The 25,595-nt window shown below is 60.6% G+C and carries 30 protein-coding genes; 13 read left to right on the top strand and 17 right to left on the bottom strand.

Translation table 11 applies throughout. The annotated features are described in order from the left end of the window. Positions 1–58 precede the first annotated feature (58 nt). From IEW18_RS06370 to IEW18_RS06360, 3 genes are all read right to left on the bottom strand, one after another. Positions 59–781, bottom strand: a complete 723-nt coding sequence (locus IEW18_RS06370; protein ID WP_188556996.1) for a phospholipase D-like domain-containing protein — start codon at positions 779–781, stop codon at positions 59–61. 8 nt (positions 782–789) lie between these two features. Continuing rightward, a complete protein-coding gene (locus tag IEW18_RS06365) occupies positions 790–1,989 on the bottom strand; it encodes a glycoside hydrolase family 1 protein (RefSeq protein ID WP_188556995.1) in 1,200 nt (399 codons plus the stop codon). Positions 1,990–2,050: 61 nt separating this feature from the next. Then, the gene (locus IEW18_RS06360) at positions 2,051–3,013 is read right to left on the bottom strand and encodes a cation diffusion facilitator family transporter (protein WP_188556994.1); all 963 of its coding nucleotides are present in this window, start codon (positions 3,011–3,013) and stop codon (positions 2,051–2,053) included. 433 nt (positions 3,014–3,446) lie between these two features. On the opposite strand from IEW18_RS06360, the gene IEW18_RS06355 reads away from it, so the two are divergent. After that, positions 3,447–4,868 carry an APC family permease gene (locus IEW18_RS06355; RefSeq protein WP_188556993.1) on the top strand — a complete coding sequence of 474 codons (1,422 nt, stop codon included), beginning with the start codon at positions 3,447–3,449 and terminating at the stop codon, positions 4,866–4,868. A gap of 43 nt (positions 4,869–4,911) precedes the next feature. Here the strand turns inward: IEW18_RS06355 and IEW18_RS06350 are convergent, their stop codons facing one another. From IEW18_RS06350 to rocD, 8 genes are all read right to left on the bottom strand, one after another. Continuing rightward, a complete protein-coding gene (locus tag IEW18_RS06350; RefSeq protein WP_188556992.1) occupies positions 4,912–5,433 on the bottom strand; it encodes a hypothetical protein in 522 nt (173 codons plus the stop codon). A gap of 84 nt (positions 5,434–5,517) precedes the next feature. Further along, positions 5,518–6,030 (bottom strand): GNAT family N-acetyltransferase, encoded by a 513-nt coding sequence (locus tag IEW18_RS06345; RefSeq protein ID WP_188556991.1) that lies wholly within the window; start codon positions 6,028–6,030, stop codon positions 5,518–5,520. An 87-nt stretch (positions 6,031–6,117) separates the two neighbouring features. Continuing rightward, positions 6,118–7,110, bottom strand: a complete 993-nt coding sequence (hemB, locus tag IEW18_RS06340; RefSeq protein ID WP_188556990.1) for a porphobilinogen synthase — start codon at positions 7,108–7,110, stop codon at positions 6,118–6,120. Positions 7,111–7,192: 82 nt separating this feature from the next. Continuing rightward, complete coding sequence (locus tag IEW18_RS06335) at positions 7,193–7,576, bottom strand: hypothetical protein (protein ID WP_188556989.1); 384 nt, start codon at positions 7,574–7,576, stop codon at positions 7,193–7,195. Between the two features lie 135 nt (positions 7,577–7,711). Then, positions 7,712–8,233 (bottom strand): hypothetical protein, encoded by a 522-nt coding sequence (locus tag IEW18_RS06330; protein ID WP_188556988.1) that lies wholly within the window; start codon positions 8,231–8,233, stop codon positions 7,712–7,714. Between the two features lie 159 nt (positions 8,234–8,392). Further along, positions 8,393–8,614: a hypothetical protein gene (locus IEW18_RS06325; protein ID WP_188556987.1), complete on the bottom strand. Its 222-nt coding sequence runs from the start codon at positions 8,612–8,614 to the stop codon at positions 8,393–8,395. Between the two features lie 136 nt (positions 8,615–8,750). Next, entirely contained in the window at positions 8,751–9,320 is a 570-nt protein-coding gene (locus tag IEW18_RS06320; RefSeq protein ID WP_188556986.1) for an HdeD family acid-resistance protein, read from the bottom strand. 287 nt (positions 9,321–9,607) lie between these two features. Further along, complete coding sequence (rocD, locus tag IEW18_RS06315) at positions 9,608–10,876, bottom strand: ornithine--oxo-acid transaminase (protein ID WP_188556985.1); 1,269 nt, start codon at positions 10,874–10,876, stop codon at positions 9,608–9,610. Positions 10,877–11,089: 213 nt separating this feature from the next. Here rocD and IEW18_RS06310 point away from each other — a divergent pair, with 213 nt between their 5' ends. After that, positions 11,090–11,992: an LEA/WHy family protein gene (locus IEW18_RS06310; RefSeq protein ID WP_188556984.1), complete on the top strand. Its 903-nt coding sequence runs from the start codon at positions 11,090–11,092 to the stop codon at positions 11,990–11,992. A 25-nt stretch (positions 11,993–12,017) separates the two neighbouring features. Here IEW18_RS06310 and IEW18_RS06305 read toward each other — a convergent pair whose 3' ends face one another. Then, positions 12,018–12,488 carry a hypothetical protein gene (locus IEW18_RS06305; protein ID WP_188556983.1) on the bottom strand — a complete coding sequence of 157 codons (471 nt, stop codon included), beginning with the start codon at positions 12,486–12,488 and terminating at the stop codon, positions 12,018–12,020. Between the two features lie 129 nt (positions 12,489–12,617). Between IEW18_RS06305 and IEW18_RS06300 the strand changes: the two genes are divergently transcribed. The 10 genes from IEW18_RS06300 to IEW18_RS06255 all read left to right on the top strand — a co-directional run bounded on the left by IEW18_RS06300 (position 12,618) and on the right by IEW18_RS06255 (position 21,389). Next, positions 12,618–12,803 carry a C1orf53 family protein gene (locus IEW18_RS06300; protein WP_229728623.1) on the top strand — a complete coding sequence of 62 codons (186 nt, stop codon included), beginning with the start codon at positions 12,618–12,620 and terminating at the stop codon, positions 12,801–12,803. Between the two features lie 96 nt (positions 12,804–12,899). Further along, positions 12,900–13,139, top strand: coding sequence for a 50S ribosomal protein L28 (gene rpmB / locus IEW18_RS06295; RefSeq protein ID WP_110976335.1), 240 nt, complete (start codon positions 12,900–12,902; stop codon positions 13,137–13,139). Positions 13,140–13,385: 246 nt separating this feature from the next. Continuing rightward, positions 13,386–15,026, top strand: coding sequence for an aminopeptidase P N-terminal domain-containing protein (locus IEW18_RS06290; RefSeq protein ID WP_188556981.1), 1,641 nt, complete (start codon positions 13,386–13,388; stop codon positions 15,024–15,026). Between the two features lie 114 nt (positions 15,027–15,140). Continuing rightward, positions 15,141–15,323: a 50S ribosomal protein L33 gene (rpmG, locus tag IEW18_RS06285; RefSeq protein ID WP_044510387.1), complete on the top strand. Its 183-nt coding sequence runs from the start codon at positions 15,141–15,143 to the stop codon at positions 15,321–15,323. 8 nt (positions 15,324–15,331) lie between these two features. Then, positions 15,332–15,493 carry a DUF4295 domain-containing protein gene (locus IEW18_RS06280; protein WP_188556980.1) on the top strand — a complete coding sequence of 54 codons (162 nt, stop codon included), beginning with the start codon at positions 15,332–15,334 and terminating at the stop codon, positions 15,491–15,493. A 188-nt stretch (positions 15,494–15,681) separates the two neighbouring features. Next, positions 15,682–16,659 (top strand): signal recognition particle-docking protein FtsY, encoded by a 978-nt coding sequence (gene ftsY, locus IEW18_RS06275; protein WP_188556979.1) that lies wholly within the window; start codon positions 15,682–15,684, stop codon positions 16,657–16,659. A 295-nt stretch (positions 16,660–16,954) separates the two neighbouring features. Beyond that, entirely contained in the window at positions 16,955–18,268 is a 1,314-nt protein-coding gene (rimO, locus tag IEW18_RS06270; protein WP_188556978.1) for a 30S ribosomal protein S12 methylthiotransferase RimO, read from the top strand. Between the two features lie 256 nt (positions 18,269–18,524). Further along, positions 18,525–20,120, top strand: a complete 1,596-nt coding sequence (gene bshC / locus IEW18_RS06265; protein WP_188556977.1) for a bacillithiol biosynthesis cysteine-adding enzyme BshC — start codon at positions 18,525–18,527, stop codon at positions 20,118–20,120. Positions 20,121–20,212: 92 nt separating this feature from the next. Then, a complete protein-coding gene (locus IEW18_RS06260) occupies positions 20,213–20,788 on the top strand; it encodes a 5-formyltetrahydrofolate cyclo-ligase (RefSeq protein ID WP_188556976.1) in 576 nt (191 codons plus the stop codon). A 205-nt stretch (positions 20,789–20,993) separates the two neighbouring features. Beyond that, positions 20,994–21,389: an ExbD/TolR family protein gene (locus tag IEW18_RS06255; protein WP_262891885.1), complete on the top strand. Its 396-nt coding sequence runs from the start codon at positions 20,994–20,996 to the stop codon at positions 21,387–21,389. Between the two features lie 66 nt (positions 21,390–21,455). On the opposite strand, the gene IEW18_RS06250 is transcribed toward IEW18_RS06255, so the two are convergent. From IEW18_RS06250 to mnmC2, 5 genes are all read right to left on the bottom strand, one after another. Beyond that, positions 21,456–21,596: a hypothetical protein gene (locus tag IEW18_RS06250; RefSeq protein WP_188556974.1), complete on the bottom strand. Its 141-nt coding sequence runs from the start codon at positions 21,594–21,596 to the stop codon at positions 21,456–21,458. 119 nt (positions 21,597–21,715) lie between these two features. Then, entirely contained in the window at positions 21,716–22,309 is a 594-nt protein-coding gene (locus IEW18_RS06245; RefSeq protein WP_188556973.1) for a GDYXXLXY domain-containing protein, read from the bottom strand. Beyond that, positions 22,306–23,526 (bottom strand): DUF2157 domain-containing protein, encoded by a 1,221-nt coding sequence (locus tag IEW18_RS06240; protein WP_188556972.1) that lies wholly within the window; start codon positions 23,524–23,526, stop codon positions 22,306–22,308. The genes IEW18_RS06245 and IEW18_RS06240 overlap by 4 nt, the downstream gene beginning before the upstream one ends. 46 nt (positions 23,527–23,572) lie before the next feature. Further along, positions 23,573–24,121 (bottom strand): hypothetical protein, encoded by a 549-nt coding sequence (locus IEW18_RS06235; RefSeq protein ID WP_188556971.1) that lies wholly within the window; start codon positions 24,119–24,121, stop codon positions 23,573–23,575. Positions 24,122–24,136: 15 nt separating this feature from the next. Beyond that, positions 24,137–24,823 carry a tRNA (5-methylaminomethyl-2-thiouridine)(34)-methyltransferase MnmC2 gene (gene mnmC2, locus IEW18_RS06230; RefSeq protein ID WP_188556970.1) on the bottom strand — a complete coding sequence of 229 codons (687 nt, stop codon included), beginning with the start codon at positions 24,821–24,823 and terminating at the stop codon, positions 24,137–24,139. A 174-nt stretch (positions 24,824–24,997) separates the two neighbouring features. On the opposite strand from mnmC2, the gene IEW18_RS06225 reads away from it, so the two are divergent. Further along, a complete protein-coding gene (locus IEW18_RS06225; protein WP_188556969.1) occupies positions 24,998–25,426 on the top strand; it encodes a thioesterase family protein in 429 nt (142 codons plus the stop codon). Positions 25,427–25,595: the final 169 nt, after the last annotated feature.

Below are 25,595 nucleotides of genomic sequence, written 5' to 3'. Positions count from 1 at the left end.
AACAGGAGCTGAGCGGCGGGCATTTTTTGCGAGCTGGTTTGGCAGGCTAGGCAGGAACTTACGCTTTGTAATCAGGTAGCTGCGCCCACAAACGCTCAAATTCCGTTGCGTAGCGCGCCACTACGGCTGGCTCCGGGGTGATGAGCAGGTTTTCCAGATTGTGCTCGGCGGCCGAGCGGGTCCAGTTGTAACTGCCCGTGAGCACCCGCCGGCGGTCAGCCACGGCAAATTTGTGGTGCATGTGGTAGTCGGTGCAGTCGGTACGTACGGCTAGGCCCGCGGCGTGAAGCTGGCGCACATCGGAGCCCCGGTCAAAGAGCTTGTCGTTATCCGTCAGGATGCGCAGCCGTACGCCCATCCGGTGCGCGGCGAGCAGCGCATCTGTCAGCCGGTCATCCGCTACTGTAAACACGCAAACGTCCAGGGTAGTCCGGGCCTCCAGAATAAACCGCCGAATGGCCGCCACACACTCCGGGCCAGGACTGAAATACACTTCGGCGCCGCTCTGGGGCTCCGCAAGCGGCAGGGCAGCATCGGGCAACAGAATAGTGGCCGCTTCTAGCCACTCTACCACGGCCTTGTCTTTGAAGGTGTTGAACCGCTCCCGGGCCAAGGCAAATACCTGGTGGCGCAACTGCCCCACGTCGCCGCCCTGCCCGGCAAAGCTCGCCAGCCGGTCGCGCAACTGGTGAGCTTCCGCCGGGGAAAGATTTACGTCTGCGAAGGCCTGCTGAAACTGCCGGAGCAGCTCCGCCGAGGCGGGGGTAGGGCTACCGTTCATGGCTTACTTCAGGAGAAAGAAAGCTGCTCGGCGGGCTGCCGCAGAGCTTTGGCCACGACGTACTGGGCCTGGGTTAGCGCATCGGCGGAGGGCTCGTGCAGCAGGCGGGTCAGGCCGGGAGCGGGCTGGGTCAGGTCGGCGTCCCAGAGGCCCGCCCGGTGCCAGGGCGTGAGGTGGTCCCAGTCGGGCCGGTCGATGATGGGGTAGAGGCAGACGCCCAGCAAAGGCACGCCGGATTTAATGGCGCGGGCTGCCTCGCGGGCTATCATGTTCAGCCACAGCGGGCGGTCCTGGCCGGGGTGGCTGGTTTCCGTGAGCACAACGGGCCGGCCGTAGCGGCGGTAGGCCTGCTTCAGCAGGTGGCTAAGGGGGCGGAAGCGCGGGTCGTTATAGTCGTTGGCCCAGGGCAGGGTCTGATGCGGCTCCAGCTGCCACTGGTTATCATAGTAGAAATTGAACCCGAGCAGGTCCAGGTACTCCGGGCGGCCACCCAGCTCGGGGCACAGGCGTCCGGCCAGCATGTCCACGCTCTGGAACTGGTTCAGGTGAAACTCGCGGGCGCGGCGCGTTTCGGCGGGGCCGGCGCCGTGGCGGGGCACAATGTTAATCAGGGGCTCCGTGGTCAGAATCCGGATGCCAGGGTCGGCCTCGCGCAGGGCGGCTACGCCTTCGATGTAAGCTCGCATCAGCCCACGCTTTACTTCCCAGCCCTGACCCACGCAGTAGGGCGAGGTGCCGCGCACATCGCCGCCCAGCCAGCTCATAAAGCTGACTTCATTAATGGGCGTTACAATGAGGACGTCATCGGGGCGCTGGCTGCGGTAAAACTCCACGAAAGCCCGGCACAGGTGGGCAAACCGACGGGCAAACATGGGGTGCAAGGGCGTCAGGTCGTCGGGGTAGCCGAAGTGGCACAAGTCCCAAACCTGCTGGATACCGTGGCGCTGGCCCGCGTCTAGCAGTACTTGTACTGTGCTCCAGTCATAGTGGTAGGGAGTGCGCTCTACCTGGCTCCAGCGGATGCCTTCGCGCACGGTGCCCAGGTTAAAGGCGCGCACGGCCTGGTAGTCGTCGTCGAGGAGTTGGAGGTGGCCGGTGAGCGTGAGAAAGTCGACGCGGTTGCCGAAGGCATTCTGCTGGTCGGTGCACTCAAAGCCAGCCATCCAGAAGGAGGAAAAGGGGGAGTTAGCGAGAAAGTCGTGTGGCATAGCAGCAGGAAAGGAGGAACGGATGCGGCGGCAACAGGAGCCGCCGGGGCAGGAGTGGCCCTTAAATTGGGGTCGAGGTAGGGTCTGGCGGCGCCAGCGGGTTACGTTGCTTGCCGGCCAGGCCAGTAGCCTCAATAAAGATGCGCTTAAATTCCGGGTACTTAGCCCGAATTCTATCTTGAAGCTCGTCTACGGTTTTTTCAACCTCAACGGCCGATAAATGGTCATGGAAATCAACGTCCAGGGCCAGTACCACGTCCTGAGGGCCAAGGTACATGGTCAGGGGCCGGCGAATTTGCTCAACTCCGGGCTGCTGCCGGGCCAGTGCTTCCAGGGCATCCAGGGTTTCTTCTGCTACCCCTTCGCCTACCAGCAGGCCCTTGGTTTTATAAATCAGGAACACGGCCACCGATACCAGCAGCACGCCAATGCAAATGGAGGCGGCCCCATCGAGGTAAGAGTTTGCGAACTGGTGCCCGAAGTACACCCCAGCCAAGGCAATGGTAAGCCCCAGCAGGGCCGCTAGGTCTTCCATCAGAATGGCGAATACGGAAGGGTCCTTGCTGCGCCCAAGCGTGGCCCAAAAGCCGGCCTCGCCGCGGCTCTTGTTGAACTCGCGGAAAGCTAGAAAGCAGGAAATGCCTTCAAAAACCAGCGAAAGGCCCAGCACCCAGTAGTTCCAGGTGGGGTCCGTGATGGGGGCCGGATGCTTGATGTGCTCAATACCCTCGTAAAACGACATGCCGCCGCCCACAGAAAACACTAGAATAGCCACAATCAAGGACCAGAAATACAGTTCCTTGCTGCGGCCGAAAGGGTGACGCGGGTTGGCCGGCTTTTGGGCCTGATGCACCCCAAATAAAATCAGCAGCCCGTTGCCACTATCGACAAGGGAGTGAATACCCTCCGAAAGCATGGCCGAGCTGCCGGTAAAAAAGGCCGCCACAAACTTGCTGATGGCAATGGCGACGTTGGCCCCAATGGCTCCGTAAATGGCAATTTTAGACGAGGACTGTGATGCCATGTGCTAGAGCTAGGGCGCAGATAAAGAAGAAGCTAACAAGACAAACGGCACCCCGCCCGGTAACAGCCATTTAGCGGCCATAGCCACCAGGCGGCTGCCGCGAAGATGCGGCTAAATTCCGGGCAACCGGTGCCTGCTCCCCGCTGCCGGGCATGTCAGCTCAGCATGCTGCCTAAGCCGGCGCGGCAGCGCTGCACCGTGGAATCAGGCAGAATCGAGAGCAGTATTGCCAAGTAATCCAACCAACGGAGCTACTTCAGCGGGACGAGCCGGAGGAGTTGTGGGGCATAGAAAGCGCAGTGATTGAGTTGGTGGTACGAAACCCGGCAAACTCAGGTTGGATCAGCCCGCGGGCTGGCCGGAGCCGGGTTCGTTGCGTAGGCGTGTGAACAATCGGGGCTTCTGCGGATTGTACAGCTTCACCTCGTTTCCTATGGATCAGCCTCCTTCTACTCCCGCGCCAGCGGCCGCCCCGGCCCCGCCACCCTTGCACCGCCGGCTAGGGCTGGTGCAGGCCACGGCCCTGAACATGATTGACATGGTGGGCATCGGGCCCTTCGTGACGCTGCCGCTGGTGATGGGGTTCATGGGGCCGAACTTTCTGCTGGCCTGGCTGGTAGGCGCGGCCCTGAGCCTGGTAGATGGGCTGATCTGGAGCGAACTGGGCGCGGCTTACCCCGAGGCCGGCGGCTCCTACCGTTTCCTGAAGCTGGCCTACGGGGAGCAGAAGTGGGGCCGGCTGATGTCGTTTCTGTACGTGTGGCAAACCCTGGTGCAGGCCCCGCTGGTAGTTGCTTCCGGCGCCATTGGCTTTGCCCAGTACTTCGGCTACCTGGTGCCCTTAACCGAGTGGTGGCAGCCCAAGCTGGTATCGGGCGGGGTAGTGCTGCTGCTGCTGGCCCTGCTGTACCGGCAAATTGAGGACATTGGGCGGCTGGGCGTGCTGCTGTGGCTGGGCGTGCTGGGGCTCATGGGCTGGCTGATTCTGGGTGGGGTTACGCACGCTACCCACCCGGTAGCCTGGCTCCCGACTGGCGGGCTGGGGGCGTTGCCCGGGGCCTTGCTTTCCGCCGCCATGGGCCAGGCCACGGTCAAAACCATTTACAGCTACCTGGGCTACTACAACGTCTGCCACCTGGGCGGCGAGGTCCGGGAGCCCCACAAAATCATTCCGCGCAGCATCTTCCTGAGCATTCTGGGCATCATGGCCCTCTACCTGCTTCTGAACTGGAGCGTGGGCTCCGTCATTCCGTGGGCCGAAGCCAGCCGCTCCGAGTTCATCGTCAGCACGTTTGTGGAGCGGATTTACGGCGCTACGGCCGCCAAAGTAGCCACGGCGCTGGTGCTGTGGGTGGCGTTTGCCTCCTTGTTTGCCGTGCTGCTGGGCTACTCGCGCATCCCGTACGCCGCCGCCGCCGACGGGGAGTTTCTGCCCGTGTTTGCCCGCACCCACCCCACCAAGCACTTCCCGCACGTTTCCTTGCTGCTGCTGGGCGGGGTAGGGTTTGTGTTCAGCCTGCTTTTTAAGCTCGGCGAGGTTATCAGCGCCATTCTGGCCATGCGTATCCTGGTGCAGTTCGTGGGCCAGGCCGTGGGGCTGATGCTGCTGCGTCGCCGGCGCGGCACCGCGGGCCTACCCTTCCGGATGCCCCTGTACCCGCTGCCGGTAGTGGTAGCGGTGGCCGTGTGGCTGTGGGTGTTCTTCAGTATTCAGGACGGCGTGCAGCTGACGCTTACGGGGGCCACCACCGTGTTTCTGCCGTTTCAGCTGGCGGCCCTGCTCATGATGGGGCTGGGGGTAGTGGTGTTCTTGCTCTGGAGCAGAACTTTAAGGCGTTGGCCTTTTGAAAAGTAGCCCCCCCAGGACAGCGTGCTCCGGCACTACCTCAAGGGAGAGCCTACCGAATCAGGATGGTACCGGGCGGATGCTCCACGGGTTTGGCCTTGGTAAGCGTAATGGCCACAACGGCCTCCGGCACGGCGGGGGTAGCCGGCGTAACGCGCACTTGCCCAATGGCCTCCGGCACCATGCGCAGGGTTGCTACCTGCTCGGCGCTGAGCAGGCGGCCGTCAATCACCACCCGAAAAGGCCCGCGCACCCCGTGCCGACGGCTTATCTGCGCCAGCGACTGGCTGGCAATCGGTTTTGGGTAGCTGATGGCAACGATGCCCGCCCAATCCAAACCCGCCAGGAGCGGCGGCACATAGTTCGGCTTATAAATATGAACCTTGGCTATAGCAGCAGGGGTAAGCTGGGGCAAAAATCCGCTGCTCATGATGCTATTCGAGTTCAGCAGATACAGCGGCTCGGCTACCGCATATCTTGCCTTGCTAACCGCAACGGGGGGGTGCCCGTGGCCGCGGAAGGCGGATGCCGTCAGGCCCGCCAGAAGCAGGAAGCGGAATAGATGCTGGTTCATAGTAGCTAGATTATAAAGTAAGAACACACAGATAACGTCAGTAGCCGGCTCTCCCGGCTGGACTCCGGTACTACGCGGGCGGCGCTAGCCCAGCCACTTCTCGTAGCAGAAAAACCGCAGCCCGGGCCGGAAACCCAGCGTTATTTCGCCGGCGTAGCGGTAGCCCAGCTTCGGGAACAGCCGCTGGGTAGCCTGGTTTTCGGAGTTGGTGTCTACGCGCAGCACGCGCAAGCCTTGCTCGCGGGCCAGGTGCTCGGCCTCCTTCAGCAGCGCCTGGGCCAGGCCGTGGCCCTGGGCGGCCGGGTCCACGGCCAGCCGGTGGGTTACCAGGGCCGGCTCCGCGAAGTTCCAGTCGGCGTGGGCGTACTCGGCATCTTGGTCGTTGTGGGTGAGGGCGGCCACGGCGGCTACCGCGCCGTGCAGCTCCGCTACCCACAGGTGGCCCCGGGCAATATCCCGCTGAAACACCTGCTCGTTCGGGTAATCGAGGCTCCACTGCTGGTTGCCGCCGGCCTGCATCAGCGGCACTACCCTTCGAACAATGCCAAGAATGGCCGGAATATCAGAAGGCAGGGCGAGGCGCAACGGCGTTGACATAAGGAGCTACGATGGTAGGGTGGAAAGAACGCAGAAAAAAAGCGGAACGGGCCTGAGCCCGTTCCGCTTTTTTTCTGCGTTTGCGCATTAACCGCGGCGCAGCACTTCGGCCGCTTCCTTGGCAAAATAGGTCAGGATGGCATCGGCGCCGGCCCGCTTGATACTGGTCAGCACCTCCATCATGGTTCTTTCTCCATCAAGCCAGCCCTGCTGGGCCGCCGCTTTTACCATGGCGTACTCCCCGGATACGTTGTAGGCCGTCACCGGCAACTGGGTGTTGTCGCGCACTTCCCGAATCACGTCGAGGTAGCTCAGGGCGGGCTTAATCATCACCATGTCAGCGCCTTCCTGCTCGTCCAGGGCTAGCTCCAGCAGGGCCTCCCGGCGGTTAGCAGGGTTCATCTGGTACGTTTTTTTGTCGCCGCGCTTGGGGGCTGAATCCAGGGCGTCGCGGAAGGGGCCGTAGAAGGCGGAGGCGTACTTGGCCGTGTAGCTCATGATGCTCACGTGCGAAAACGCGTTGCTATCCAGCACCTCCCGAATCCAGGCCACGCGGCCGTCCATCATGTCAGAAGGGCCAATGATGTCGGCGCCGGCGCGGGCCTGAGCCAGGGCCATCTGGCCCAGCACCTCCAGGGAAGCGTCGTTGAGAATCTCGCCCGAATCGGGGTCTACAATACCGTCGTGGCCGTCGCTGGAGTAGGGGTCCATGGCCACGTCGGTCATCAACACTACCTCCGGAAACTGCCGCTTGATGTCGGCCACGGTTTTAAGGTAGAGACCTTCCATATTGGCCGACTCGCGGGCCAGCCGGTCCTTCAGCACCTCATTTACCTGCGGAAACGGCGCGAAGCTCTTGATACCCAGCTCCACGCAACGCCCAATTTCGTCGATAACCCGGTCGGCCGAAAACCGATGAATACCCGGCATGGACTTAATCTCTACCTGCTGGTTCTGGCCCTCGGTAATAAAAAGCGGGTAAATAAAGTCGTGGGTGGTGAGGCGGGTTTCCTGCACCATGTCGCGGATAACCTGGGACTTGCGGTTGCGGCGCGGGCGGTGCGTGGGCAGAATAGGCATGAGTAGCTTTCAGTTAGCGGTTAAGTTGACGGGGTAGAACAACCGCGGCAAAGGTAAGGTTGCGGAACTTGGCAGCTCAGGGCTACCACTGGTTCACAAAGCCCAGGAAGCCCAGCACGACGGCTGCCAAACCTACCACAGCTACCACAATGCCAGCAGTAGAACCAATAATGGCTCCCGCAAGCAGGCCAACGGTCCCTACAACTGCCAGCAGTACGAAAGTACCGGCGTTGGGCCCGAAGTGCAGCTCACGCGGGCTCCGATATTGGAACGACGGTTTCCGCTGCGGACGGTGCCGCACGGCACCCGGGCGGATGTGGCTGGTGGCTTCGGAAGGCTGCCGCCACCGGGCTGCCGGGTACGGTGGTTTGCTCTGGCTCCGGGAGGAGAGCGGCAGGCGCTGGTTGGCTGGCAGGATCATCTGCGCCACCTTCGCGGCGGGCGGCGAGGCAGAGCTTATCGGCACGTTTGGTCCGGCAACCACTGCCGTTGGCCGAAACGGAAACGCAGTCTTTTCACTCCGGCAACCCGTAGCCAAAGCACTGGCAAGCAGCAGGTATTTATACCGGCGGGAGTTTATAAACTTCACAATATAAGCTGGCTACATATTGAAAAACTCCTGGAAGATTTCCAGCCACGCGTGCTGGCCGCCCATACCCAGGACCACGAAGTAGTAACCCAGAATCACAATCAGCGCCCCCACGCCCAGCCCCAGCCAGCCACCCAGCAGCAGCCCGGTTACTACTCCCGCTGCTATCAGCAACCCACCCAGCAGCAAATGGAAGGTGTCCCGCTTGGCCGGAAGCTGCGGGTGCCGCCGGGCCGCGGCCTCCGGGCGGCGGCGAATAGTAACTTGGTGATGAGTGTGTTGGGCAACCTGGGGTGCACGGGCCCCTTGCCGCGGGCCAGGCCGGACCGGAGTAGCAGCGGGAGCCACGGGGGTAGGCGCCGGCCGCGGGGCCACGGACGGTGCCGGGGCAGCAGTGGCAGGCGGCGTTCCGGACGCCGGGGTTGAGGTAGGAGGAGAAGCCGGCCGAAACGTAAAGGCCACCTGTTCGCTGCGGCAGCCAGTACACAGCAGCGCAATTGCCGCCCAGCCGCGGCACCATCTAAGTAAAAGCATGGCCCAAGGTAAAACAAACCCCGCGTCGGGCCTCTTTTCTGGCGCTCTGAACAGGCCGACGGAAAACGCCACCGCCGCGGCCCTGCCCCCGAAGGCTGGACCACGGCAGCGTGGTGTATGAAAATCAGAGTAGAGGCTTGGCGCGCCAGGTGCGGCGGCTTATTGCTGGCGGAAGGCGGCGGCCTCGGCGGCCGTTACCTGCACCCGGGTAGCCTGGGGCCCCTGGGAATCGTGCAGCAGCAAAACCGTAGTGGCCGTGTCCGTAGCAAACGACATCACCGGACCTAAATGCCGGGCCTGAAACGCCGACCGGGTGGTTTGGCAGCTGCTTGCCAACATTGACACCAGACCACACAGCAGAAGCAACCGACGAGTACGCATAACGAGTAGAGGTTGAAGTAGTAATGAGTCAAAACTACTACCTCAGCTACCGCCCTGCTGGCTTCTTCGGCTAACCGGCTGCCGGGCCCCGCCAGAAGCGCGGTTTTGTCGGTGGGCGTGGCAGCGGGTCCGCCAATTAGCTGGCCGAAGCTGCCGCAGCCCTCTGGTGGCTGGCTCGCCGCCGCAGCCGGAAGGCCAGTATTGCCAATAGAATCCCGAAGGCAAACGCGTAAGCCCCAACCCACCAGGCAATAACCAGGGCGCCCGTAATCGGCCTCATCATGAGTATCAGCCCGAACAGTACCGAAAGCAGGCCCCCGGCCATTAGCACCCACTCCCCGGTTATTTGCTTGCGCAGCCGAATGGCCGAGCCAATCTGGAGCAGCCCGGTAACCAGGGCCCAGATGGCTACCACGTACAGAAGCACCAGGGAGGTAAGATCGGGCCAGGCTAGGGTCAAGGCGCCGGCTACCAGACTGACGGCTCCTTCCATCACCAGGGCCCACCACCGCGGTTGGTTGCGCCCCCCGCGAAAGGCCGTGAGTAGGGTCAGCACGCCATTTACCAGGCAATAGGCCCCAAACAAGGTTATCAGCACCAGTAAGGTCAGGCCGGGCATTATAAAGGTGAGCAACCCGAATAGCACAGCTGCCAGTCCGCGCAGGGCCATTACCCACCAGTTTGAATACATAACTGACTGTAGCATAGATGCTAGTCATAGAGTTTGTGAAGAATGCTCCAACATACTCCCGCAGCCAAATCCGTGTTGGGGCCGCGCCGGCCAACGGGCTTAAATTCAGTGTTTCCCGGCGGGGCTGCTCCGTTTTTGTGCGGAGTAACCGGATAAACCGTACGACAATCAGGTCGTGTACTACGCCAAAGCGGGGCCCCTACCTAGAGGCCCCGCTTGCAAGAGGGTACTTCAGCGAAATGTCTTGCTCGGTAAGCAAACCCTGCGGGCAGGCGAAGAAGGTAGGCCCGTTTTCACGCAGCCTAGAACTCCTGAATTACCTGCTCAATAATGTCGCAGACCTCGTGGAGCTGCTCTTCGGTAATAACCAGGGGCGGGGCAAAGCGAATAATGTCGCCGTGGGTGGGCTTGGCCAGTACGCCGCGCTCCATCAGGGTTACGCACACGTCCCAGGCCGTGCGGCCATCGGGGTGGGGCTTGATAACCACGGCGTTGAGCAGGCCCTTGCCGCGCACGAGCTCTACTACCTCGGGGCGCTGCTGCTGCACCCGGCGCATCCGTTCCCGGAATACCTCGCCCAGTACGCGGGCATTTTCGGTGAGCTTTTCCTCCAGCAGCACATCCAGCGCGGCCCGCAACACCACCGAAGCCAACGGGTTGCCCCCGAACGTGGAGCCGTGCTGCCCAGGCTGAATGGTAAGCATAATTTCGTTGCGGGCCAGCACCGCCGACACTGGCAGCACGCCCCCGCTCAGGGCCTTGCCCAGAATCAGAATGTCGGCGTGTACGCCCTCGTAGCACACGGCCAGCAGCTCGCCGGTGCGGCCCAGCCCGGTCTGGATTTCATCGGCAATGAAGAGCACTTTGTGGGCCTTGCAAATGGCCGCGGCCTGGGCCAAATAGCCCTCCGAAGGCACCATTACCCCGGCTTCACCCTGAATGGGCTCCACCAGGAAAGCGCACACGTGCGGGTCTTTCACGGCTTCTTCCAGGGCGGCCAAATCGTCGTAAGGCACTACCTGGTAGCCGGGCGTGTACGGTCCGAAGCCACCCGTAGAGTCCGGGTCGGTGCTAAAGGAAATAATGCCGGTGGTGCGGCCGTGGAAGTTGTGCTCGGCCACCAGAATCCGGGCCTGATTGGGGGCAATGCCTTTCTCCTGGTAGCCCCACTTGCGGGCTAGCTTCAGGGCGGTTTCCACGGCCTCGGCCCCGGAGTTCATCAGCAAAGCTTTGTCGTAGTTGAACAGTTCGCAGAGCTGCTTTTCGGCCAGGCCCAGCTGGTCGTTGAAAAAGGCGCGCGAGGTAAGCGTGAGCTTCTGGGCCTGCTCGGTAAGGGCCCCAATAATGCGTGGGTGGCAGTGGCCCTGGTTTACGGCCGAGTAAGCCGACAGAAAGTCGTAGTAGTGTTTGCCTTCCACATCCCAGAGGTGCACGCCCTCGCCCCGGGCCAGCACCACGGGCAGCGGATGGTAGTTGTGAGCCCCGTACTGGTCCTCCAGCGCCATAAGCTCCTGGCTGCGACTGGTTGGGGTTAGCACGTCGGAAGTGGGGTGGGTGGGGGCAGACTGCATAACAAGGGTGGTTTGGGTTAACAGCGGACTCAACTAGCTCAAAACTACGGAAAAAGGCTTGCCTGGTAAGGAGGCACCAACGCAAACTCGGCTATAACCATTTGCCTACTCCGGGGAGTAAGAGAAAAGTGTTGCTTTGTAAATACCTGAAGCTCAGCCGTATATACTATTCGGTGGTATTCCGGTTCACTCTCCAGAGCAGCTCCTGATGCTATGGCAGTTGGTTTTGTGCGCCGTCACCCCGCGTGGACGTTTACGTTGGTCTTGCTCGCGCTCCTGGCGTTGGGTAGCGGCTGGGCCTACTTTTCAACCAATAAGGGCAAGGAACTGTTGCCAACCCTGGAAAATACTTCCCTGGCCATCAACAACATCACGGCCGACCGCCTACAGGCCCAGATGAAGACGGATTTGCGCAACCACATGCCCGTGACGCTGCAAATCGACAGCCTGAGCTACCAGACCCGCGTGGAGGGCAAGCTGCTGGCGGAAGGCACCAAAGACAAACCTACGGTAATGCAGGCCAACACCGTAAGCCACCTGCAGCTGCCCATGTCCGTGGATTTAAGCAACGTCAAGAACACGCTCAAAAACAGCCAGCAGGATTGCGTCGACGTGCAAATGACCATGAGCCTCTATACCCGCCTACCCGTGGCGGGCCCCCAGAAGATTCCGGTGAACATCACCAAACGGGTGTACCTGCCGAAGCTGCCCAAGATAGAAGTGGCCGATGTGGATGTGAAAGACTTGGGGCTCAAGAACGGGGAAGCCGTCGTTACGCTCAAGGTGACTAACTACAACCCCTTCCCCGTCACGGTGCGGCGCGTGAGCTACGATTTCCGCGTCAGCGACGATATGCAGGTGCAAGGCGTCGAGGAAAAGGACGTCTCGTTTCGGAAGCGCGGCACGGAGCTCATGCCCATCCGCGTCAAGTTTGAACCCAAAGGACTGCCCAAAGTCGCCTTCAAAACGCTCTTCAAAGCCAAGAAAACTAACTATAAGCTGACGGGCGCCGCCATAGTTGCGGCCGGCCAGCACAACCCCAAAGACATGACCCTGCGCTTTAACAGCAGCGGCACCTTGCAGGACCTAAAGAATATTCCCAAGAAAGGCGAGTAAACCGGCGGCCGGCGAGCCAAGCCGCTTAGTCGTGCAGGGTAGCCAGCCGGTCCTCCAGGTCCAGGAACTTGCCGAGGTAGTTGCCTTCCTCTGCCCCGTTAGGCCGCAGCAGCACCCAGTCCAGCACCGCCGTTTCCTCGAACTCAACGGCGGAGCCGGGGGTAGCGCGGCCGCTCCCGTCCAGCCGCAGAATCCGGCCGCTGATGCGGCTGCCCTGCCACTGGTCAACGAGTAGCACCACGGTTTCGGGGGTGGCTGCTTCATTCAGTATCCGTGCTGTCAGGTAGAAGCTGGCGCCCGTGGGCAAGCCGCGTTGGTAGCGCTGCCGGGCCTGGGGTAGGGTGCGGCGGGCTTCTTTCAGGGGGAGTTCCGGCAAGGTTTCCGGGGCCTGGGCCAGTTGCTCTACCAGCAGCGGAATACCGCCTGCGCCGGGGTGTTGGGCGTGCACCGCACCAGTTAGCAGCAAAGCCAGGAGCAAGGGTAGCAGAGGGCGCATGAGGCAAAACGACCAGCGCCGTAAGCCCAAGCGCGGAGTACGCTATATACTGCCGAGGGTAGCAACATGTTTTCAGGGTGCAGCTCCGGCCGGGCTTGCGTATCTTGCGGCTCCATCCCTTGTAGTTTCGTGGCCCGTTCCGTTCCCCAACCCCTTCAGCCCGGCGACTATTACCTGACCCCGGAAGGGTATATGGTATTCACGGAACAATACCATTTGCGGCGGGGCACGTGCTGCGGCAACGGCTGCCGACACTGCCCCTGGCAGTTCGGGCGCGACAAAAAGAAGCCCCGTCCGGGCCCGAAAACGGGCTAACCCGCTATTTTTCAGCCCGTGGGTTTGCTTCTGTCAAAATACTTCGGATATTTGCGTCCCTTTTTCTAGCATTGAAACCTCTAAGCTCCTGATATCATGGCCCGAGTTTGTGATCTGACCGGCAAGCGTACCCGCGTAGGCAACAACGTTTCGCACGCCAACAACAAGACCAAGCGCAAGTTCTACCCGAACCTGCAGAAGAAGCGTTTCTACATCCCCGAGCAAGACGCCTGGGTTACGCTTAAAGTTGCCGCCAGCACCATCCGCACCATCAACAAGAACGGCATCATGTCGGTCCTGAAGAAGGCCAAGGAGCAAGGCTTCATCGTTTACTAGTTTCTTCGGAAACCAGTACGTCTTCAGCGCGAAGCTTCCGCCACGCACAGATTTCGAGACTTTCCATTTCCGGAGATTCTCGGTTCTGCGGGTAGCGGAAGCTTCGCGCTGTTGTATGGGGTCAGGTAGCAGGCACCATAGGTTGGGCTGGCGTAGGTGCTGCTTTTTTCGGAAGTTGCGGTTCATCTGGTCCGCATCCTGCCTTTCGTAGGTAGCCCCGGGGGCCGAACTCCTCGCTTCCTCGCTATGCCTACCTCGCTGTTGCCCAAGCCCGCTCACCTTCTTTTGCTCGCCGGCCTGCTGGCGGCTCCCGCAGCGCAGGCCCAGCGCGCCGCTGGCCCTGGCCGCCCCGCCGATTTTCTGGCGCCCTCTTTTCACAAGCAGCGGCGGGAATTACTGCGCCAGGCCTTGCCGGCGGGCTCGGTAGCAGTGCTGTTTGCCGCCCCGGTGCGCAACCGCGCCAACGACGTCGATTTCACCTACCACCAGAGCCCCGACTTTTACTACCTCACCGGCTACACCGAGCCGGATGCCGTGCTGGTGCTGTTCAAAGAGCCGCAGACCATCAAAGGGCAAGCGGGCGTTACGGAAGCCCTGTTCGTACAGCCCCGTGACCCCCAGGCCGAGCAGTGGACCGGCCGCCGGCTAGGCGCGGAGGGAGCCAAGCAGCAGCTACAGGTGCAGTTCGTCGCCGATAACAAAGAGTTTGCTACCGCCGGTATTGGGTGGGCTGGCTTCGCTCAGATTACCTACTCACCCTTGGCTACCGATGTCCGCGACGACCGCCGGGACCCCGCCGACCTGTATGATTTGCTCACAACGTTTCGGCAGCAGGCCGCCCTACCCGTCGACGTAAACCCCACCGTAGCGGAGGCCCACCAGCTGATTCAGCAGCGGGGCCTGACGGGGTCGGCGCGGCTGGTGCCCTACCTACAGAACCTGGCGCAAACGCAGCCGGCCCTAACCCAGGATGCCTACGTGCAAGGCTACCTCAGCGCCAAAACCGACGCTGAGCGGCAAAAAGCCGTGGCCAACCGGCCCGCCAGCCGCTACGATTCCCAAGGGCTAGATGCGGCCCTGGCCCAGTTACGGGAAGTGAAGACGCCGGAGGAAATTGCCCTGCTCCGGCGGGCCGTGCGCATCAGCGCCGTGGGCCAGCAAGAGGTCATGAAGGCGACCCGCCCCGACATGGGCGAAATGGAGTTGCAGGGCCTGCACGAATACGTTTATAAAAAGTACGGGGCCGAGTTCGAGGGCTACCCCAGCATCGTGGGAGCCGGTGAAAATGCCTGCATCCTGCACTACACCGAAAACGACAAGCCCCAAGTAAAAAACGACCTGCTGCTGATGGATTGCGGAGCCGAATACCACGGCTACACTGCCGATGTCACGCGCACCATTCCGCCCTCCGGCAAATTCAGCCCGGCCCAGCGCCAGATTTACGAGCTGGTACTGGCCGCTCAGGAAGCCGGCTTTGCCGCCTGCAAACCCGGCAACGAGTTTCAGGCCCCCAACAAAGCCGCCCAGCAGGTAGTAACGGCAGGCCTGCTTCGGTTGGGTGTTATCCAGAAGCCGGAGGAGGCCCGCCGGTACTTCCCGCACGGCACCAGCCACTACCTAGGCCTCGACGTGCACGACGCCGGTACCTACGGCCCGTTGCGTACGGGTAGTGTAATTACCGTAGAACCAGGCATTTACATTCCTGAAGGCAGCCCCTGCGACAAAAAGTGGTGGAACATTGGCGTACGCATCGAGGATGATGTGTTAATTACCAGCACTGGCTTCGAGAACCTTTCGCGGGAAGCTCCACGCACCGTGGCGGAGGTAGAAAGCCTGATGGCCCAGCCCAGCGCCCTGGATGATTTCACGCTACCCACGCTGAAGTAGGGGCCAACCAGTTAAAGCTCCGCCCACAGTTTTGCGCGGAATGTCACTGACTGTTTGGCAATTCCAAAAAGGGTTGTACCTTTGCAGTCCTTAATACCAAAAACCCCCGTCGAGATGGCTAAGAAAGGCAACCGGGTGCAGGTAATCCTTGAATGCACTGAGCATAAGAACTCGGGGCAGCCGGGCACCTCGCGCTACATCACCACCAAGAATCGCAAGAACACTCCTGAGCGCATTGAACTGAAGAAGTTCAACTCCGTGCTCAAGAAGATGACCGTTCACAAGGAAATCAAGTAATCTGAGCAATGGCTAAGAAAGTAGTAGCTACCCTGAAAACTGCCGGCGGCAAGGACTGGGCTAAAGTTATCCGTGCTGTGAAATCGGAGAAAACCGGCGCTTACACCTTCAAAGAGGAAATGGTGCCCGTTGACAAAGTGCAGGACTACATCGCCACCGGCGTTAAGTAATCCGGCGCCTTCGTGGCATTCCAACCGAAGTGAAGAAGTCCCGCCACCGTGGGACTTTTTTGCGTTCTAGCACGAAGCTCCAGCCTCGTGCCGCTGAGCCGCTGATTCTGAGTTCCTAGAAGCCAGACAAGCTGTTCAGCCTCAGCAACGATGCGCGAAGCTGGAGCTTCGCCCTACATCCTGACCGCATGGGACTTTTCGATTTTTTCAAGAAGGACAAGGAAAGCAAGGAGCAGCAGCAGGCCCTCGATGAAGGGCTGCAGAAAACCAAAACCAGCTTCTTCGATCAGCTTAGCAAAGCCGTGGTGGGCAAAAGCACCGTGGACGAGGCCGTGCTCGACGACCTGGAAACCCTGCTAGTGCATGCCGACGTTGGGATTGATACCACCGTCAAGGTGATTGACCGCATCGAGAAGCGAGTGGCCCGCGACAAGTACGTGAGCACCTCGGAGCTGGACCGCATCCTACGCGAGGAAATTGCCGATTTGCTGGACCGCAACAGCGGCGCCACCGGCTCCCGCGCCATCCTCGACCGGCCCGACAATACCGGTCAGCCCTTCGTGATTATGGTGGTGGGCGTAAACGGGGTAGGTAAAACCACTACCATCGGTAAGCTGGCCCACCGTTTCCATTCGGCCGGCAAGAAGGTAGTGTTGGGTGCCGCCGATACGTTCCGGGCCGCCGCCGTCGATCAGCTCATCATCTGGGGGCAGCGGGTAGGCGTGCCGGTCATTTCGCACGGCATGAACACCGACCCGGCTTCCGTAGCCTACGACGCGGTGCAAAAAGGAGTGGAAATGCAGGCCGATGTAGTGATTATCGACACGGCCGGCCGCCTGCACAACAAGGTGAACCTGATGAACGAGCTAAGCAAGATCAAGCGGGTGATGCAGAAGGTAATTCCGGATGCGCCCCACGAAGTCCTGCTGGTGCTCGATGGTAGCACTGGTCAGAATGCCTTTCTGCAAGCCAAGGAGTTTACCAAAGCCACCGAAGTATCGGCCCTGGCCATTACCAAGCTCGACGGCACGGCCAAGGGCGGCGTAGTTATCGGCATCTCCGACCAGCTGCAGGTACCGGTGCGCTACATCGGGGTCGGCGAGAAGATGACCGATCTGCAGCTTTTCGACCGCCATACGTTCGTGAACTCACTGTTCAAGAAGTAGATAGGGCTATTTAAGCTTGTCATTCCGAGCGGAGCGAGGAAGCTGGCGTGCGGACGTTGCAAGAATAGCTCAACGTCCGTACGCCAGCTTCCTCGCTCCGCTCGGAATGACTGTTTTTATGGCGACTGACTTCAGCGCACAAAGAAACTTCCTCAGTAGGAAAAGGCGTTGGCTCCTGCGTACCTTTGCGGTCCTCAATTCGCCGCGGGCCGTAAGCGGGCAAGTTTCTCACTGTTAAGAAATTGTCCGGCCGCCTGTTCACTGATTCGCGAAGCAAAACCTCGCGCTGCACTCTATGAAAGTAAGAAGCCAACAGGCCAATAAAGTCAACGTTATTACCCTGGGCTGCTCCAAAAACCTCGTCGATTCGGAGGTGATGATGGGCCAGCTCCGCGCCAACCAGTTTGAGGTGACGCACGAAGCCGACCAGAGCGACGCCAACATCGTCATTATCAACACCTGCGGCTTCATTGACAACGCCAAGCAGGAAAGCATCGACACCATCCTGCGCTACGCCGACGAAAAGGAGGCTGGCCGCCTGGAGAAACTCTACGTAACGGGCTGCCTTTCCCAGCGCTACAAGGACGATCTGGAAAAGGAAATTCCGCAGGTCGATGCCTACTTCGGGACCCTGGAGCTGCCCCAGCTGATGAAAAAGCTGGAGGCCGACTACAAGCACGAGCTGGTGGGCGAGCGGCTGCTGACGACCCCCGCGCACTACGCCTACTTCAAAATTGCCGAGGGCTGCAACCGCCCCTGCTCGTTCTGCGCCATTCCGCTCATGCGCGGCAAGCACCAGGACCGCCCCATCGAGGACCTGGTGAAGGAGGCCAAGCGCCTGGCCTCCATGGGTACCAAGGAGTTGATTCTCATTGCTCAGGACCTGACGTATTACGGCCTGCAGCACTACGGCGAGCGGAAGCTGGCCGACCTGATGCGCCACCTTTCCGATGTGAATGGCATCGACTGGATCCGGCTGCAGTACGCCTACCCCTCGCAGTTCCCGATGGATGCCCTGGACGTGATGAACGAGCGGGACAACATCTGCAAGTACCTGGACATGCCCCTGCAGCACGTTTCAGATAACATGCTGAAAACCATGCGTCGCGGTATTAGCAAGCGTCGTACGATTGAGTTGGTGGATACCATCCGCCAGCGCGTGCCCGACATTGCCCTGCGCACCACGCTGATTGCCGGCCACCCCGGCGAAACCCAGCAGGACTTCGAGGAGCTGTACCGCTTCGTGGAGGATACCCGCTTCGACCGGCTGGGCATCTTCACGTACTCGCACGAGGACAACACCCACTCCTACACCCTGGAAGACAACGTGTCGGCGGAGGAAAAGCAAAACCGCGCCGACCAGATTATGGAGCTGCAGCAAGGCATTTCCATGGAGCTGAACGAGGAAAAAGTAGGCCAGACTTATAAAGTTCTCTTCGACCGGAAGGAAAGCGGCTACTTCGTAGGCCGCACCCAATACGACTCGCCCGAGGTAGATAACGAAGTGCTGGTGCCCGCTACCAAGGACACCTACGTACGCCTCGGCGACTTCGCCCAAGTGCAGATAACCGAAGCTTCCGACTTCGACCTGTATGGCAAGCTGATTTAATAAAAACGGCTTTTCTGCTAAACCCTACCCCAAGAAATTGGGGTAGGGTTTTTTGTGGCTGCTTGCGGAGTGTCTGCTGCCTGGCGACAACCAGAATTTGCTTATTGGCACTGCGCAGATTTCACTGGAAATGCGGTTTTGCCGTGCTTAACGAGCCACTAGTTGAAGCCCGGCGCTGCCGAAAACTGCGGGTCCGGGAAATTGCCAGTTACTTTGTGGGCGCTGGCCGGTTATAGCCGAATATTTCTCCCTCCGTATGTCCGTCACGACTCTACGTTACGCCGATACCGGCGCGTTTTCTTCCCTGCTGACCGATTACCTGGCCCGGCACGAAGCTCTGACCCCGTTTTATCACCGCTTTCCGGCCCTCGATGAATTTGCGGCTCAGGTAGAAGAAAAGCGCGCTTCCTATACCCCTGAAGCGCGGCAGCGGCTGGTAGAGGCCCTGCGGGAGCAGTACGCTACGCTGCCTGCCGTGCTGCACCCCGCCGTGCAGGCCAACCTCGACCTGCTCCGCCAGGAAACGACGTTTACTGTCACTACCGGCCACCAGCTTAACCTGCTCACCGGACCCTTGTACTTCGTGTACAAGATTGTAACGGCCCTAAAGCTCAGCCGCCAGCTCAAGGAAAAGTATCCGCAGTACGACTTCGTGCCCCTGTATTGGATGGCCACGGAAGACCACGATTTCGCCGAAATCAACCACTTCAGCCTGTTCGGAAAAAAGTACGAGTGGAACGCAGCCGAAACCGGTGGCCCCGTCGGCCGGCTTAAGCTGGATGGGTTACAGGAGGAGCTGCTGAGTCAGCTGCCCGCCGATGTACCGGCCCTGTTCCGCCAGGCCTACGAAGAAGCCGATACCCTGGCCGCCGCTACCCGCCGGCTAACCCACGACCTGTTTGGCGAGCTGGGCCTGGTGAGTCTGGATGCCGACGCGCCCGCCCTGAAGCAGGCGCTGGTGCCGGTGCTGGAAAAGGAAATTCAGACGCAGTCTTCCCACCGCGCCGTGCAGGAGGCCAACGCCCGGCTGGAAGCGGCTGGCTACAAGCCCCAGGTGTACTCGCGGCCGCTTAACCTGTTCTTTCTTACCGACACGGGCAAGCGGGAGCGGCTGGAGTACGATGCCGCCCAGGATTGCGCCCAAATTACCGTGCGCAACACGGAGCGTTGCCACAGCCAAGCCGAGCTCTTGGACTTGGTTCGGCAGCACCCGGAGCAGTTCAGCCCCAACGTGGTGTTGCGCCCGCTCTACCAGGAATTGCTGCTGCCCAACCTCTGCTACATTGGGGGCGGGGCCGAGGTAGCGTACTGGTTTCAGCTGAAAGGCGTGTTCGAGGAAAACGGCGTGCCCTTTCCCATTCTGCTACCCCGCAACTCAGCTCAGTACGTGGGCAAGGCCAACGCCGGCAAGCTGCGCAAGCTGGGCCTAACTGCTACGGACATCTTCCGGCCGCTGTCGGAGCTGAAAAAGCAGGTGGGCGCCGCGCTAGGCCAGGAGGAAGTCAGCCTGCAGGAGCAGCAGCAGCAGTTGGCGGTCGCCTTTCAGGCCGTGTCCGACCTGGCCCAGCGCCTGGACCCGACGCTGGTGAAAACGGTAGCCGCCGAGCAGCAGAAAGTAAGCGGCATCGTGACCGGCCTGGAAAAGCGCTTGAGCAAAGCCGCCGAGGCCAAGCACGAAACCGCCTACAGCCAGCTGACGGCCCTCAAGGACAAGCTTATGCCCGGTGGCCACTTGCAGGAGCGCACCGACAATGTGCTGAGCATTCTGATCAACAATCCTCAATTCATTCAGCAGCTCCTGGAGGCCTTCGACCCGTTGGCGCTGGAGTTTACCCTGCTGGAAGAGGAGTAGCCGCCTGCGCGCCCTGAACGCCAGCTTATAAGAGTAATGCGGCCCGCGCCCCAGTGGTACGGGCCACTGCCTTGTAGAAAAGGAGAAGAGCGATGCTGAAAGCTGATCTGCGCCGCGAGGCCCTGGCCCGCCGCCGGGAGTTGACGAAGGAGGAGCTGGCGCGCCGCAGCGCGGGCCTGTGGCAGCAGCTGCAGCAGGCGTTTCCGGTGGCAGCGTGGCAGTGGCTGCACGTGTTTCTGCCCATTCCCCGGCAGCAGGAGCCCGATACGTGGCTCCTGATTCGGCAGCTGTGGGCCGAACTGCCGGGCTTGCAGCTGGCCGTGCCCGTGGTGCAGCCCAACGGCCAGACCCTGCGGCACTTTCACCTTACCCCCGAAACGCAGTTAATTGATAACCGCTGGGCTATTCCGGAGCCGGTGGGAGCCGAAGAAGTGCTACCCTTTCAACTTGACGCCGTGCTGATTCCCTTGCTGGCCTTCGACGAAACCGGCCACCGGGTAGGGTACGGTAAAGGCTTCTACGACCGGTTTCTGCGGGAATGCCGCCCCGATGTGGTGCGGATAGGAGTTAGCCTGGAGCCACCCGTGCCCCGCATCACGGACGTTTGGGAGGGCGACACGCGCCTGCACGCCTGCCTCACACCGGCCCGGGTGTGGCGGTTCATGTAAGCTGATCAGCGCTAGTGTAACCCATGGGTTGTGTCAACTCCTGACCAGCTATACTAGCGGAAGGCAGGCGCCGTTGGATAGAGCAACCTTTATACGCAAGCGTTATGACCGATTTAACCCAATGGATTCGCAGTAACCGGCCGCGCCGAATGTTCCGCCGCATAGTCGCACCGGATATGACCCCAATGGCGTAGGCTTTCTACTCGTGTCGTTCTTTATGCTGACCACCACCTTCGTCCGACCAACTCTCATGGAGTTGGCTATGCCAGTGAAGCCAACATGCATGCTGGATGGGTCAACATGTGGCGGTACCAGTGCCCTGACGGTGCTATTAGGGGAGAACAACCAGGTGTATTACTACCCCGGGCTGGATACTGACGTTGTCCGTAAAACGGATTTCAGCTCTGCCGGACTACGAAGGATTTTGCAGTCGTACCAAAGCGAGTATGGCTTAGTAGTACTGCTCAAGCCTAGCGACGAAGCTACGTATCAGAATATGGTAGACGCGCTGGATGAGCTACAGATTACCAACACGAAACGGTATGCACTAGTCGACCTTAACCAGAAGGATGAGGAATTGCTGCGCCATAGCCGCTTGTAGACTGATCGGCAATTCTTACTAAATGCGCATCGCCCGGGCCTACTGCTAGGTCCGGGCGATGTTGCTTTACTTTTTAGGGGTAGTCGGCGCTACAGAATGGAGCGTAGGCTCGGTAGGAGCGGCGGTTTTTTTACGAGTAGTGTTAGGCTGAGCAGTCTGGCGCTGAGCGGCCAGCACCAGTGACAAATTGGATAGGTTGACTTTCATGCGGTAGAAAATGGAATGAATACAGCAACATGCAATAGGTAGGTAGGGTAGGGAAACGATAGCGCGACTTTAGGCCGGCAATATAATAAAGCAAGATAATATATGAATAGTGAAGGGTACTATTCCGGGCTCATGTCAACCTTCGTGATGCGCGCCTGGCCCCAGGGAGCGATGCTAACCTGTACCCGCAGGCTTTGGCGCTGCTCCAGTTTCCGGCCCATGCCCTCCGGCACGTAATACCGCTCCAGGCCGTAGCGCAACCGAATGCCGCGCCGCCACACATCCTGTACGGAGGCGCGCAGCACGGCTTGGCGGCCCGTAACGGCGGGCTTGTCGGGGAACAGACCGGCGGCTTCGTAGGTGCCGTCGGGCTGGGGCTCTAGTAGTACGTAGGCCGCGTCGTGGCGGCGGGGCATGGCCGGGCCCCGCCACAGGCTGCCGGGCAATTCACTTACATGGTAGCGCAGGTTCACGTAGTCGCCGTAGAGCAGGTCGCGTGGGTCCACGGGGCGGGTGCGCAGCACCACTGTACGCCCCAGGGCGGCAGTAGCGTAGCCGGCGACGGCCACGCCCAGCACGAACAGCACCTGCGCCAGCACCAGCCACCGCATCCCTCGCCGCCGACTACCCTCCGATAAGTCAGGCAAGGGCGCTACGCTTCCTTGTTCCCTGGGGGTAGCAGGGTGTGAAGAAGTAGGAGTAGGTACGCTCATGGCTTGGTAGAACTTGAGGCGGAAAAGGTTCGGGCCGCTCGCCGCCGTAGCCACCAGCTCAGCCCCAGCAGCAGCAACCCTCCCAGCAGGAAAAACACCGACTTATCCATGAAGCCCCAGGTCAGTTTGAAATACGCCACGGCCGTAGTCAGAATAAACAATACGGTGCCCAGGGTTACCCGGTCCTGGTTTTGCTCCTGGTGGGCCCGCAGCAGCACCGCCCCGGAATAGGCATAGAGCACGACCAGCGTGGCCACGGCCAGGGCCAGCCCCCCGGTAAAATAAAACCCCGGCAGCAGCAGTAGCCAGTCGGTGAGGCTGCCCAGGCGGCCCCGGCGCTGCTTGCCCACCACCGAAAGCGCCAGCACGCCGCCCAAAGCCGCCAGGTACGGCAGCAGCGGGGCCCGTAGCTGCCCGGCGTAAAAATCAGACTCGCCAAACAAGGCCAGCCCCAGCGTAAACAGGAAAGCCGCTACCAACGGGGGACCCTGCAAGGCCCGTCCCGCCGGGCGGTCGGGCTGCCAGTCGCCGAAGGCGTACACCAGCATGGCCGGAATAAAAAACCAGGTGATTTTAACGTGCAAGTGGCTGATAAGCAGAGCGGCTTGCCAGAGCAGGCCCGTGGCTAGCACTCCGCCTAACAGGGCATCGGGCCGGCGCCACCAGTAGTAGCCCAGGCCCAGGGCTGTACCCGCCGCCGTCAGGTAGCTAAAGGCCCCAAGCTGCCCGGTATTGTAGCCCTGCACAATGCCACTGATAACGGCCGTCATCAGAAATAGCAGGCGGCTGCGGTACAGCCACGTCAGGCCCATGCCCGCCACGGCCCACGCCAGCAGCCCCGTCAGGTCGTAGCCAATAAGCTGGTAGAGCTGGCTGGTGAGCACAATGCTGGCCCCGAACAAAATCAGCCCTAATGCCAGCAGACCCATGCCCAGGTTGTCGTTGCCACGCCGCCGGAAATACTCGCCGCCGGCGTAAGCCCCGCACAGGGCCCCGAGCAGCAGCCCCAGCCGCACCAGCTCCGGCAGCCCCTGCCAGTTGGCGGCTACCACACTCAGCGCGCTCAGGCCTACCAGCAGGCTACCCAGCAGGGGCAACAGGCCAATAGCGGCCGTATCGGTGGGGTAGAGGGCTAGTAGCTGCTCCCGCTGCGCCTCCGTGATAATGCCTTGCTGCACCCACTCCTGCCCGTCGGTTTCTAACAGTTTGCGACTCATAACGGCAGCAACTTACGCAGGATGCCGGAAGTAGACCGGCACATGGTCATTCTTCCAAGTGGTTCCGCGTATTGGCCCAGGCTTTCCGTTCCCGGCGGCGCTGCTCCGCTCGGTGGTCGAAGTGGCCACTGTAGCAAATCCGTCTGTCAGTGTCAAACCCTATGACACCTTCCGCAAGGCGAGTTCCTTGCCTGATCATTAGGCCGTTAAAGGGGCAGGTGTCGTAGCGGCAGTTATGCTTGGAGTACGTGCCAAAATTGCGGTGCCGGATACGCTTCTCAGTTAGGATACGCTGTTGCGCCCGGCTGATTTCATCCCACGCTGCCCGCTCGTCGGCCACGGTTAGCTCCTGCCCCAGGGTGCTGAGGCGGAAGTAGGTGTCCGGGTCTTTCAGCGGTAGAAAGTCGTAGAATTTGGGAAAAACTTTGATAGCCGCATCCCGCACATGTTGGCGCTGCTCTAGGTTCAGCTTCTCATTCTCAAGCAAACTGCGGAATAGCCCCAGCGAGTTAAAATCGGTGTAGCGCCGATGATTACTTAATAGGTACCGCAAATCAGCTTCAGTAAGCTGATTCAGACGACGATGGAGCTTCATTGTGTGTACAACTAGTTAGCGCACTTTCCAAGCCCGGGTCATTTCGCGCTTGCCGGGCGGGCCCGGAATCTTCTCGACCAGCCAACCGGCTGCCTTCAGGCTGCGCTTGAAGCTACCCTTAGCGCAGTAGCTCACCAGCACGCCGCCGGGCGCGGTAGCCGCGTAGAGTTGGGCAAAAACCTCGTCAGTCCACATGTCCGGCTGCTTTTCAGGAGCAAAGGCGTCGAAGTAGATGACCTGATACGTATCCTGGGGTAGGGCCGTGGCCTGCAACTCCCCGGAGCGCTTGAGCAGGCCGAAGTTGGGCGTCAGGCTTACGGGCCGGTTCCAGGTGGCGGCGTGCAGCTGATGCTGATAGTCAAGTAGTTCGGGGCCCGAGAGGTAGTGCTCCGTGTGCAGCTGGCTAACCACCGACCAGGGCAGCGGAAACTTCTCGATGGTGTCGTAGAAGATGGTGCAGTCAGTAGTGAGGCTGCGTTCCAGGGTCAGGAGGGCGTTCAGGCCGGTGCCAAACCCGATTTCCAGCACCCATACAAGGGTAGCGCTGGCGGCCAGGGCCGGCTCCAAGCCCGCGGCCAGGTACACGTGCCGGGCTTCCTGCAGGGCCCCGTGCGTGCTGTGGTAATGCTCATTGAGGGCGGGCACGTACAACGTGCTGGAGCCATCGGCGGTAGCGCGAACTTCAACGTGGGGCGTAGACATGGAAGCGGAAAAGAAAGCGGACAGGCAGAAACGCCCCTGGAAATCAAGACGGCGTTTGGCTAATATACTGCGTTTGATATTGCGGTGGTAGTCCTGCCCGGGGGTAGTAGCTAGTTGTAGCCTCCTGCCTTCATTTAGTCAGGCGTCGTTTTATCCTGTTTTTTCTAGCATGTTATGGCCCGCGTAAATGTCCAGCTTCCCGAATTCTACCTGCTCACCGTCGAAATTCCCATTCGCATCACCGACCTCAACTACGGGGCCCACCTCGGCAACGACGCCCTGCTGAGCATCCTGCACGAGGCGCGGGTGCAGTTTCTGCGCCACCTGGGTCGCGCGGAATATGACCCGGCTACGGGCCTGGGCCACATTATGGCCGATGTGGCCATTGAGTACAAAGGCGAAGGGTTTCAGGGCGACATCCTCCACATTCAAATGGCCGCTACCGACCTGAACAAGTACGGCTTCGACCTAGTGTACTGGGTGAAAAACCAAACCGGCCGCGAAATTGCCCGCGCCAAAACCGGTATGCTCGGCTTCAACTACACCACCCGCAAGCTGCTGCCCCTCAGCCAGGAATACGCCGCCCGGTTGCGGGGTGAGTGAGGTGGTGAGTTAGTGAAGTGGTGAAATAGTAAATGAGCAAGTTAAAGCCGCTCGTCAGTCTGTAAAACCCACCTGTCATCCTGAGCTTGCAAAGGACCTTGTTACGGTAGCACAACCTCGTACCAACAACTCGTTTTAGCGTGCTAAGGCCCTTCCCGCGGCTCCGGAG

The organism is Hymenobacter glacieicola, from assembly GCF_014640315.1.
Classification (GTDB): Bacteria; Bacteroidota; Bacteroidia; order Cytophagales; family Hymenobacteraceae; genus Hymenobacter; species Hymenobacter glacieicola.
This window is presented reverse-complemented; position numbering and strand designations above follow the sequence as displayed.

What these genes read in the sequence shown, in the direction of transcription:
- IEW18_RS06370 (WP_188556996.1), bottom strand. Translation starts at nt 781, where the DNA reads ATGAACGGTAGCCCTACCCCCGCCTCGGCGGAGCTGCTCCGGCAGTTT.
- IEW18_RS06365 (WP_188556995.1), bottom strand. Translation starts at nt 1,989, where the DNA reads ATGCCACACGACTTTCTCGCTAACTCCCCCTTTTCCTCCTTCTGGATG.
- IEW18_RS06360 (WP_188556994.1), bottom strand. Translation starts at nt 3,013, where the DNA reads ATGGCATCACAGTCCTCGTCTAAAATTGCCATTTACGGAGCCATTGGG.
- IEW18_RS06355 (WP_188556993.1), top strand. Translation starts at nt 3,447, where the DNA reads ATGGATCAGCCTCCTTCTACTCCCGCGCCAGCGGCCGCCCCGGCCCCG.
- IEW18_RS06350 (WP_188556992.1), bottom strand. Translation starts at nt 5,433, where the DNA reads ATGAACCAGCATCTATTCCGCTTCCTGCTTCTGGCGGGCCTGACGGCA.
- IEW18_RS06345 (WP_188556991.1), bottom strand. Translation starts at nt 6,030, where the DNA reads ATGTCAACGCCGTTGCGCCTCGCCCTGCCTTCTGATATTCCGGCCATT.
- hemB (WP_188556990.1), bottom strand. Translation starts at nt 7,110, where the DNA reads ATGCCTATTCTGCCCACGCACCGCCCGCGCCGCAACCGCAAGTCCCAG.
- IEW18_RS06330 (WP_188556988.1), bottom strand. Translation starts at nt 8,233, where the DNA reads ATGCTTTTACTTAGATGGTGCCGCGGCTGGGCGGCAATTGCGCTGCTG.
- IEW18_RS06325 (WP_188556987.1), bottom strand. Translation starts at nt 8,614, where the DNA reads ATGCGTACTCGTCGGTTGCTTCTGCTGTGTGGTCTGGTGTCAATGTTG.
- IEW18_RS06320 (WP_188556986.1), bottom strand. Translation starts at nt 9,320, where the DNA reads ATGCTACAGTCAGTTATGTATTCAAACTGGTGGGTAATGGCCCTGCGC.
- rocD (WP_188556985.1), bottom strand. Translation starts at nt 10,876, where the DNA reads ATGCAGTCTGCCCCCACCCACCCCACTTCCGACGTGCTAACCCCAACC.
- IEW18_RS06310 (WP_188556984.1), top strand. Translation starts at nt 11,090, where the DNA reads ATGGCAGTTGGTTTTGTGCGCCGTCACCCCGCGTGGACGTTTACGTTG.
- IEW18_RS06305 (WP_188556983.1), bottom strand. Translation starts at nt 12,488, where the DNA reads ATGCGCCCTCTGCTACCCTTGCTCCTGGCTTTGCTGCTAACTGGTGCG.
- rpmB (WP_110976335.1), top strand. Translation starts at nt 12,900, where the DNA reads ATGGCCCGAGTTTGTGATCTGACCGGCAAGCGTACCCGCGTAGGCAAC.
- IEW18_RS06290 (WP_188556981.1), top strand. Translation starts at nt 13,386, where the DNA reads ATGCCTACCTCGCTGTTGCCCAAGCCCGCTCACCTTCTTTTGCTCGCC.
- rpmG (WP_044510387.1), top strand. Translation starts at nt 15,141, where the DNA reads ATGGCTAAGAAAGGCAACCGGGTGCAGGTAATCCTTGAATGCACTGAG.
- IEW18_RS06280 (WP_188556980.1), top strand. Translation starts at nt 15,332, where the DNA reads ATGGCTAAGAAAGTAGTAGCTACCCTGAAAACTGCCGGCGGCAAGGAC.
- ftsY (WP_188556979.1), top strand. Translation starts at nt 15,682, where the DNA reads ATGGGACTTTTCGATTTTTTCAAGAAGGACAAGGAAAGCAAGGAGCAG.
- rimO (WP_188556978.1), top strand. Translation starts at nt 16,955, where the DNA reads ATGAAAGTAAGAAGCCAACAGGCCAATAAAGTCAACGTTATTACCCTG.
- bshC (WP_188556977.1), top strand. Translation starts at nt 18,525, where the DNA reads ATGTCCGTCACGACTCTACGTTACGCCGATACCGGCGCGTTTTCTTCC.
- IEW18_RS06260 (WP_188556976.1), top strand. Translation starts at nt 20,213, where the DNA reads ATGCTGAAAGCTGATCTGCGCCGCGAGGCCCTGGCCCGCCGCCGGGAG.
- IEW18_RS06250 (WP_188556974.1), bottom strand. Translation starts at nt 21,596, where the DNA reads ATGAAAGTCAACCTATCCAATTTGTCACTGGTGCTGGCCGCTCAGCGC.
- IEW18_RS06245 (WP_188556973.1), bottom strand. Translation starts at nt 22,309, where the DNA reads ATGAGCGTACCTACTCCTACTTCTTCACACCCTGCTACCCCCAGGGAA.
- IEW18_RS06240 (WP_188556972.1), bottom strand. Translation starts at nt 23,526, where the DNA reads ATGAGTCGCAAACTGTTAGAAACCGACGGGCAGGAGTGGGTGCAGCAA.
- IEW18_RS06235 (WP_188556971.1), bottom strand. Translation starts at nt 24,121, where the DNA reads ATGAAGCTCCATCGTCGTCTGAATCAGCTTACTGAAGCTGATTTGCGG.
- mnmC2 (WP_188556970.1), bottom strand. Translation starts at nt 24,823, where the DNA reads ATGTCTACGCCCCACGTTGAAGTTCGCGCTACCGCCGATGGCTCCAGC.
- IEW18_RS06225 (WP_188556969.1), top strand. Translation starts at nt 24,998, where the DNA reads ATGGCCCGCGTAAATGTCCAGCTTCCCGAATTCTACCTGCTCACCGTC.